7 protein-coding genes are annotated in these 9113 nt (G+C 72.6%); 4 read left to right on the forward strand and 3 right to left on the reverse strand.

Annotation, left to right across the window (positions count from 1 at the left end):
- The 3 genes from GTW40_RS22440 to GTW40_RS22450 all read right to left on the reverse strand — a co-directional run.
- The coding region (locus GTW40_RS22440) for an NB-ARC domain-containing protein (protein WP_343245762.1) at positions 1-1240 on the reverse strand (1240 nt) is incomplete at its 3' end.
- 186 nt (positions 1241-1426) lie between these two features.
- Positions 1427-2053, reverse strand: a complete 627-nt coding sequence (locus GTW40_RS22445; protein ID WP_161181988.1) for an NUDIX hydrolase — start codon at positions 2051-2053, stop codon at positions 1427-1429.
- Between the two features lie 85 nt (positions 2054-2138).
- On the reverse strand, positions 2139-3806 hold the full coding sequence (locus tag GTW40_RS22450; RefSeq protein ID WP_161181989.1) for a CTP synthase: 1668 nt from the start codon (positions 3804-3806) through the stop codon (positions 2139-2141).
- A 547-nt stretch (positions 3807-4353) separates the two neighbouring features.
- Here GTW40_RS22450 and GTW40_RS22455 point away from each other — a divergent pair.
- From GTW40_RS22455 to GTW40_RS22470, 4 genes are all read left to right on the forward strand, one after another.
- Positions 4354-6156 carry a glycoside hydrolase family 15 protein gene (locus tag GTW40_RS22455; protein ID WP_161181990.1) on the forward strand — a complete coding sequence of 601 codons (1803 nt, stop codon included), beginning with the start codon at positions 4354-4356 and terminating at the stop codon, positions 6154-6156.
- Positions 6157-6160: 4 nt separating this feature from the next.
- Positions 6161-6433 (forward strand): hypothetical protein, encoded by a 273-nt coding sequence (locus GTW40_RS22460; RefSeq protein ID WP_161181991.1) that lies wholly within the window; start codon positions 6161-6163, stop codon positions 6431-6433.
- 83 nt (positions 6434-6516) lie between these two features.
- On the forward strand, positions 6517-7899 hold the full coding sequence (locus GTW40_RS22465; protein WP_161181992.1) for an FAD-binding oxidoreductase: 1383 nt from the start codon (positions 6517-6519) through the stop codon (positions 7897-7899).
- A gap of 61 nt (positions 7900-7960) precedes the next feature.
- On the forward strand, positions 7961-9113 hold a 1153-nt coding region (locus GTW40_RS22470; protein ID WP_161181993.1), incomplete at its 3' end, for a PucR family transcriptional regulator ligand-binding domain-containing protein.

Consider the following 9113-nt stretch of genomic DNA (forward strand, 5'->3'; position numbering starts at 1 on the left):
GGGCGGCGGCCAGCAGGGCGGGCCTGCGGACGGTCAGCCACTCGGCGGCGGCCTCCGCGCTCGCGAAGCGCAGCGCGGGGGGCAGCGAGCGCAGCTTCTCGCGGGCCTGCGGGCTGTCGGTCTCGACAGCGGCGCGGCAGGACTGCAGCAGCCGTACGTCACGCTCCAGGACGCGGGCGCGGGCCAGCTGGAGTTCGGCCGGGCGGTCCTCCTTCTCGGCGAGGGCGCGCAGCAGGGGGTGCAGACAGCCGGGCACCTCGTACTCGGGCAGCGCGGAGTCGGCGTGGCACAGCAGGCCCACGGCGGTGAGGTCGTCGAGGACGGCGCGGGCGCGGGTGGGCGAGCAGCCGGCCAGGGCTGAGGCGGTGTGCGGGTCGACGGTCCCGGCCGGGGCCTGGGAGAGCAGGCGCAGCAGCCGGGCGGAGGCGACGGGGAGCCGGTCGTGGACGAGCCGGAGGACACGGGTGAGCGGGGGGCTGTCGCTGCCGTCGTCGGAGTCGGCGTGCATCCGCTTGGCGAGGTCGGAGATCCCGGCCTGGGGCCGCGAGGCGAGCCAGCCGCCCGCCAGGGTGAGCGCGGCGGGCTGCCCCTGGCAGATCTCGGCCAGGCTCTCGGCGGAGCGCGGGTCGACGGTGACGCGCACCGATCCGGCCCAGCGGGTGAGGAGTTCGACGGCCGACTTGGTGTCGAGGCCGCCCAGGGTGCAGGGGCGGACGTCGGCGATGCCGGTGAGCGGGCCCGCGGAGACGGCGACGACCAGACAGTCCGGGGCGTCCGGGAGAAGGGCGTCGACCTGTTCGGCACCGGTCGCGTCGTCCAGCAGGAGCAGGGTCCGGCGGCCGGTGAGGGCGGTGCGCAGCACCTCGGTCAGGACGTCCTCGGGGGCTCCGGCGGGCGGGCGCACGCCGAGGGCGGTGAGCAGGTCGCGGGCGGTGCGCTCGACCGGTACGGGGGTGCCGTCGGGGTCGCTGAGCCGGGCGCGCAGGACGCCGTCGGGGTAACGGGGAGCGACCTGGCGGACGAGTTCCTCGGCGAGGGCGGTGCGGCCGGAGCCGGGGCGCCCGGCGATGAGGAGGACCCTCGCGCGGGGGGCCTTGCGCCCGGCGAGGGTGTCCAGTCCCGTGCGCTCGATGTCGGCGCGCAGTTCCTTCAACTCCCGTGTGCGGCCCAGGAACGAGGCCGGTGCGGCTGGAGGCTCCGCCGGCCGCACGTCGTTCTGGTCCACCGCCTGATCCGTCACGGGTCACGCTCCCGTCCCACCGCACGCGCACAGCCCGCCGGTTCTTCCGGTACGGGCGATTCCAGAGCCTAGTTCACGCTCTGCGACCTTCCCGTGCGAGCGGGGCGGGTACATCCCCCGATCGGATCAGGCGATGGTCACACCAATACCGTCACACCTGCCTCACACCTGCCGTCCCGCGTACGGTCACGCGCTGAACGGTCGCGCGGGCCACGGCGCGTCGGCCGGGCGCAGCGCGTCCAGGCCCTCCCCGCCGCGCGCGGCGACCAGCGAGAGGACGCCCACGACCAGGCAGTTGTTGTGCACGTCCCCGGCGAGGACCAGCCGGACCAGCTCGTCGACGGGCACGCGGGCGTACCCCATGTCCTGCTCCTCGTGCTCCGTCTCGAAGCGCTCGCCCTCCGCCTCGGCGAGGTCGCGGGCGAGGAAGATCCGCACCGCCTCGTCGCAGCCGCCCGGGGTGGTGTAGACGTCGGCGAGGACCCGCCAGTCCTCGGCCTTGACGTGCGCCTCCTCGTACAGCTCGCGCTGGGCGGCGTGCAGCGGGTTCTCGCCGGGCACGTCTAGCAGGCCCGCCGGGATCTCCCAGAGCTTGTGGCGCACCGGGTGGCGGTACTGGTTGATCAGCAGGACCCGGTCCTCCTCGTCCAGGGCGAGGACGGCGACGGAGCCGGGGTGGACCTGGTAGTCGCGGCGGACCACCGAGCCGTCGGGCATGACCACGTCGTCCGTGCGGACGGAGGTCTTGTTGCCCTTGAAGGGGGTCGCGGTACCGCGGACCTCCCACTCCTCGGGGGTGTCCTTGATCGTCATGCCCTGTCCTTCCCGTCACGCAAAAGAAAACCGGGGTGCGTCCCTGTTGAAGGTTCGCACCCCGGTCACCGTAACAATCGGTGTGTTACTTGGAGTTCTTCGGCTTGCCCGCCGTCTTGCGCTCGACGGAAGCCTTCACCAGGCCCGCGAACAGCGGGTGCGGCCGGGTCGGCCGGGAGCGCAGCTCGGGGTGGGCCTGCGTGGCGACCAGGTAGGGGTGGACGTCACGCGGGTACTCGACGTACTCGACGAGCTTGCCGTCGGGCGAGGTGCCCGAGAAGAGGACACCGGCCTTCTTCTCCAGCTCGGCGCGGTACGCGTTGTTGACCTCGTAGCGGTGGCGGTGCCGCTCCTCGACGTACTCCTTGCCGTCGTAGACCTCGCGCACGATGGAGCCCTCGGCCAGCTTGGCCGGGTACATGCCCAGGCGCATGGTGCCGCCCATGTCGCCCTCACCGGCGACGATGTCCATCTGCTCGGCCATGGTGGAGATGACCGGGTGCGCGGTGGACGGGTCGAACTCGGTGGAGTTGGCGTCGGCGATGTCGGCCAGGTTGCGCGCGGCCTCGATCACCACGCACTGGAGACCCAGGCACAGGCCGAGCAGCGGGATCTTGTTCTCGCGGGCGTAGCGGATCGCGCCGACCTTGCCGAGCACACCGCGGTCGCCGAAGCCGCCGGGGATGCAGATGCCGTCCACGTCGCCGAGGGCGGCGGCGGCACCGGCCGGGGTCTTGCAGTCGTCCGAGGTCACCCACTTGATCTTGACGCGGGCCTTGTTGGCGAAGCCGCCCGCGCGCAGCGCCTCGGTGACCGACAGGTAGGCGTCGGGCAGGTCGATGTACTTGCCGACCAGGGCGAGGGTGATCTCGTGGTCCGGCTTGTGGACGCGGTCCAGCAGGTCGTCCCAGGTCGTCCAGTCCACGTCGCGGAAGGGCAGGTCGAGCTTGCGCACGACGTAGGCGTCCAGGCCCTCGCCGTGGATGACCTTCGGGATGTCGTAGATCGAGCGGGCGTCGGGGCAGGCCACGACGGCGGCCTCGTCCACGTCGCACATCAGCGAGATCTTGCGCTTGATGGCGGTGGGGACCTCGCGGTCGCAGCGCAGCACGATGGCGTCGGGCTGGATACCGATGTTGCGCAGCGCGGCGACGGAGTGCTGGGTCGGCTTGGTCTTCAGCTCGCCGGAGGGGCCGATGTACGGCAGCAGCGAGATGTGGACGACGAAGACGTTGTCCCGGCCGACCTCGTGGCGGACCTGGCGGACGGTCTCCAGGAACGGCAGCGACTCGATGTCGCCGACCGTGCCGCCGACCTCGGTGATGACGACGTCCACCTCGTCGGTGGCCATGCGCCGGATGCGGTGCTTGATCTCGTTGGTGATGTGCGGGATGACCTGCACGGTGTCGCCCAGGTACTCGCCGCGCCGCTCCTTGGCGATCACGGTGGAGTAGACCTGGCCGGTGGTGACGTTCGCGGAGCCGTCGAGGTCGCGGTCGAGGAAGCGCTCGTAGTGGCCGATGTCCAGGTCGGTCTCGGCGCCGTCGTTGGTGACGAACACCTCGCCGTGCTGGAAGGGGTTCATCGTGCCCGGGTCCACGTTCAGGTACGGGTCGAGCTTCTGCATCACGACGCGCAGGCCGCGAGCCTTGAGCAGCATTCCGAGGCTCGAGGCGGTGAGGCCCTTGCCGAGCGAGGAGGCGACACCCCCGGTGACGAAGATGTGCTTGGTCGTCGTAGATTTCGGCGGCATGGCCAAGAGGGGGCTCCCGTGGTCGCTGTCTGTGATGCGGAACGGCCGTCGGCCCGGAGGATCATGTCTTCCTCGCGGTGGCGCCGTCGCTGCGGTTCGGGGGTTTTACGCCCACCGGTCCACGGGCTACCAGGGTATCAGCGCCCGGAGGGAATGGCGTCCGGGCACGCTCCGCGACGACCCGGGCACGCGGCTGTGACCAGCGCGGGGGCGGTGTCCGGGCCGGTCGCGGGGTTCTCACCCGGTGCTCACTCGTTCGGCTCACACGGGTTGTCCGGAGCGGCGCGCAGATCATCTACGTGCGTCGTATCCTGCTCGGACACTCGCTGCCGAGCCCGGCCGGAACGACGGCACACCCCCGCCCGCACCACCCGCCGGAGGCAACCACAGCGTGGCAGTTCGTCGAGCGAGGACTGCCGTTTGCCTCAGGGCTCGGACGGCTGCTTTGCTTCACCGCTCAACGACGCACAACCGACGATCCCTTGACCGCACCAAGCGACAGCCCCCTCGCGCGGGGGGTGACGTGGCCGTTCGACTGGAGTTGCACGTGGCCGGGCGCATCGAAGACTACGCACTCATCGGAGACATGCAGACGGCGGCGCTGGTCTGCCGGGACGGCACGGTGGACTGGCTGTGCCTGCCCCGTTTCGACTCCCATGCCATCTTCGCCGGCCTGCTGGGCACCGAGGAGCACGGCTTCTGGCGGATCGGCCCGGCGCACGCGGCCGACGCGCCGCCGCCCAAGGCCGCGCGGCGGAGCTACCGGGGCGACTCGCTGATCCTGGAGTCGGAGTGGGACACCCCGAGCGGCACGGTCCGGGTGACCGACTTCATGCCGCCGCGCGACGGCGCCCCGCAGCTCATCCGGATCGTGGAGGGCGTCAGCGGCCGGGTGCCGATGCGCTCGGAGCTGCGGATGCGGTTCTCCTACGGCCGGGTGGTGCCGTGGGTGCACAAGCACGACAACCGCACGGTGGCGGTCGCGGGGCCGGACTCGGTGTGGTTCGACACGGACGCCGAGACCTACGGCAAGGATCTGACGACGTACTCCGACTTCACCGTCGCACCCGGTGAGCGGGTGGCGTTCACGATCTCCTGGCAGCCCTCGCACAAGGAGCCGCCGCCGCTGCCCGAGCCGGAGCAGTCGCTGGAGGCGACGGAGGACTTCTGGCGTGACTGGGTCGAGCAGTGCACGTACCACGGCCCCTACCGCGAGGCCGTGATCCGCTCGCTGATCACTCTGAAGGCGCTGACGTACGCCCCGACCGGCGGCATCGTCGCCGCGCCCACCACCTCGCTGCCCGAGGACATCGGGGGCGTGCGGAACTGGGACTACCGCTACACCTGGCTCCGGGACGCGGCGATCACCCTGTCCTCGCTGCTGCGCACCGGCTACCGCGACGAGGCCCGCGCCTGGCGCGAGTGGCTGCTGCGGGCGGTCGCGGGCGACCCGGAGAACCTCCAGATCATGTACGGCATCGCCGGTGAGCGCGAGCTGGGCGAGGCCGAGCTGGACTGGCTGCCGGGGTACGAGCACTCGACGCCGGTCCGGGTCGGCAACGGCGCGGCGCACCAGCTCCAGCTGGACGTGTACGGCGAGGTCATCGAGGCGCTGCACCTGGGGCACATGACCGGACTCGCCCGCAACGACTACGCCTCGGTGCTCCAGATGAAGCTGATCCGCTATCTGGAGGACCACTGGCGGGAGCCGGACGAGGGCATCTGGGAGGTGCGCGGGCCGCGCCGGCAGTTCGTGCACTCCAAGGTGATGGCCTGGGTCGCCGTCGACCGCACGATCAAGCTGATCGAGTCCGGCGACGCCGAGGGCCCGCTGGAGCGCTGGAAGGAACTGCGCGACGAGATCCACCGCGAGGTCTGCGAGAAGGGCTACGACCCGGAGCGCAACACCTTCACGCAGTACTACGGCTCCAAGGAACTGGACGCCTCCCTGCTGCTCATCCCCCAGATGGGCTTCCTGCCCCCCGACGACAAGCGCGTCATCGGCACCATCGAGGCGATCCAGCGCGAGCTGTCCACCCCGGACGGCTTCATCCTGCGCTACCCCACCGACGGCGAGCACGAGGGCGTGGACGGCCTCCCCGGTGACGAGGGCGCCTTCCTCGCCTGCTCGTTCTGGATGGCGGACGACCTGGCGATGATCGGCCGGGTGGACGAGGCCCGCAAGCTGTTCGAGAAGCTCCTCGGCCTGCGCAACGACCTCGGCCTGCTCGCCGAGGAATGGGACCCGCGCCTCAAGCGCCAGGTGGGCAACTTCCCGCAGGCGTTCAGCCATGTGCCGTTGATCGACACGGCACTGCGGCTGACGGCTTCGGGTGCGTACGGGGGCTGACGGGGTGTCCGACACGACCGCCGCGTATCCGTCCCTGGTCCATGCCCTGGCCGAGGTGGTCGTCGACCTGACCTGGTTCATCGAGGGCGCCGACGACGAGCGGATGGACCAGGACGACGCCGTGAAGGCGCTGGAGGGCGTCGCGGCGGTGATGGGCCGGCTGTCGGCGGGCCAGCGGGGCGAGTTGCTGGCGGTGATCGAGGGCATGGCCGGGGCGGAGACCGACCCCCGGCGCCGGGCGTTCCTCCGGGACTTCCCGGAGGGCTTCGGCCTCTAGGGCTGCCCCTTGCGGATGACCGGGATGCCGCGCGCGCCTAGGCTGGGAGCGCATTCTGCCCCCGATCTCGGAAGGGGGCGGCCATGGCTTCCCTCTCGAAGGCGGGTGCGGCGTTGGCCGTGCTGCGCGAGGAGTTGGCCGGAGAGGTGTTCGCGCCGGGGGACGCGGGCTACGACGAGGCCAGGGCCGTCTACAACGGGATGATCGACCGGCGGCCCGCCGTGATCGCCCAGTGCGCGGACACGGCGGACGTCATCCGGGCCGTGCGGTTCGCGCGGGAGCTGGATCTGCCGGTCGCGGTGCGCGGGGGCGGGCACAGTGTGGCCGGTACGGCGCTGGGGGACGGCGCGGTGGTGGTGGATCTGCGCCGGATGCATCAGGTGGACGTCGACCTGGAGGCCCGTGAGGTGCGGGTCGGGGGCGGGGCGACCATGAGCCACATGGACCGGGCCACCCAGCCGTACGGCCTGGCCACGACCGGCGGGCGGGCCTCCACGACCGGGGTCGGCGGGTTCGTGCTCGGCGGTGGCACCGGCTGGCTGGACCGGATCTACGGGCTCGCCGTCGACAATCTCCGCTCGGTGGAGCTGGTGACCGCCGACGCCGAGCCGGTGCGCGCCAGCGCCCGGGAGAACCCCGAGCTGTTCTGGGCGCTGCACGGCGGTGGCGGCAACTTCGGCGTGGCGACCGCGCTCACGCTGGGCCTGCACGAGCTGCCCGAGTTCTCGATCGCGCTGCTGCTGTTCGCGCCGGAGGACGGCCCCGAGGCGGTCCGCACGTTCCGTGACGTGATCGCGGCGGGCCCCGACTCCCTGAGCGGCGCCACGATCTACCTCACCGGCCCGCCCTTCGAGTTCGTCCCCGAGCAGATGGTGGGCCGACTGGTCTGCGCGGTGCTGGTCACGCACGCGGGCTCCCTCGACCTGCTCCACGAGCTGGCGGCACCGCTGCTGGCACTGCCGTACGAGGGCGGGCTGGTCGGCGAGATGCCGTACGCCGACGTGCAGTGCATGATCGACGATCCGCCGGGGCTGCGGAACTACTGGTCGGCCGAGTATCTGACCGGGATGCCGGACGACCTGGTGAACGTGTACTGCGCCCTGTCCGCGAGCGAGCCCGTGCCGACCGCCACCCAGCACATCCTGTTCCCGCAGGGCGGCGCGATCGCCGCGGGGCCGCACGAGTACCCGGTGTCGTACCGGGACGCGGCCTGGGTCGCGCACCCCTTCGCCGTCTGGGAGGACCCCGCCGACGACACCCGGGCGGTCGACTGGGTGCGTGAGGTCCGCGCGGCGGTGAAGCCGTGGAGCACGGGCGACGTCTATCTGAACTTCATCGGCGACGAGGGCGCGGAGCGGGTCCGCGCGGGGCTCGGCGCGGAGAACCTGCTGCGCCTGGAGAAGGTGAAGCGGGCGTACGACCCGGACAACGTGTTCCGCTTCAACCACAACATCCGGCCGCTCTGACCAGGCGGAGCCGCACGGCCGGGGCTGTCGGAGCGGCGGGCGCGCGGGTAGCGTCCGGCGCATGGACAGCGGTACGGAGAGCGGGGCCGCCCCGCGCGGCGCGGGGATAACCGTCCGGCGCGCCCTGGAGCTGCCGGGGCTGCGCGGCGGGCTGCCGGAGATCCTGGCGGGCGGCGACCGCCTGGGGCGCACGGTGCGCTGGGTGCACGCGGGCGAGGTGCCGAACATCGCCTCGCTGCTCAAGGGCGGCGAGCTGCTGCTCACCACCGGGTACGGGCTCGGCACGCGCCCCGCCGAGCAGCGGGCGTTCGTGCGGACGCTTGCCGAGCGGGGCATCGCCGCGCTGGTGGTGGAGCTGGGCCCGCGCTTCACCCGGCTGCCCGCCGCCCTGGTGGACACGGCGCGGGCGACCGGGCTGCCGCTGGTGCAGCTGCATCGCGAGGTGGCGTTCGTGACCGTCACCGAGGAGATCCACACCGAGATCGTCAACGGGCACTACGCCCTGCTCCAGCGGGCGGAGGAGGTGCACCGCCGCTGCACCGAGGCGCTGCTCGGCGGGGGCGGGGTGCCGCAGATGCTGGGCATCCTGGCGGACTTCGCGGCCAACCCGGTGTTCCTGGAGACGGCGGACGGCCGGCTGCTGTACGCGGCCGGGGCGGGCCCCGAGGGCGCGGACGCCCTGCAGGTGTGGGAGAGGCTGCGCGGGAAGCAGCGGGATGTACCGCCACCGGCCGGTTCGGTCCTGGTGGACGTGCCCGGGGGCGGTCCGGGGCGGGGTTCCGTACGGGCGCGGCTTGTGCTGCTGCCGGTGCGCGGGCCGCTGGCCCCGGTGCACCGGATGGCGGCCGAGCGGGCGGCCGGGATCGTCGCCGTGGTGCTGATGCAGGCCCGGCAGGAGGAGGAGCTGGCGGCACGGGGCCGGGGCGACTTCCTGAGCGACCTCGCCGAGGGCCGGATCGCCGCCGAGGACGCCCCCGCGCAGGCCCGGGTGCTGGGCTTCCGGCCCGGCGAGGGCCCGCTGCTGCCGGTCGTGATGCGGGTCGGGGACTGTGTCGGCCCGGGCGCGGGGTGGGCGGTGCTGGCGCAGGCGGTGGCGAAGGAGCTGGCCTCGGTGGGGGTGCCGGTGCTGCTGGGGGTGCGGCCGGTGGAGGGCCGGGTGCCGGTGCTCGCGGGGCTGCGGGCCGAGTCGGAGCGGGCGGCGGTCGCGGACCGGG

Source organism: Streptomyces sp. SID4985 (assembly GCF_009863025.1).
Lineage (GTDB): Bacteria > Actinomycetota > Actinomycetes > Streptomycetales > Streptomycetaceae > Streptomyces.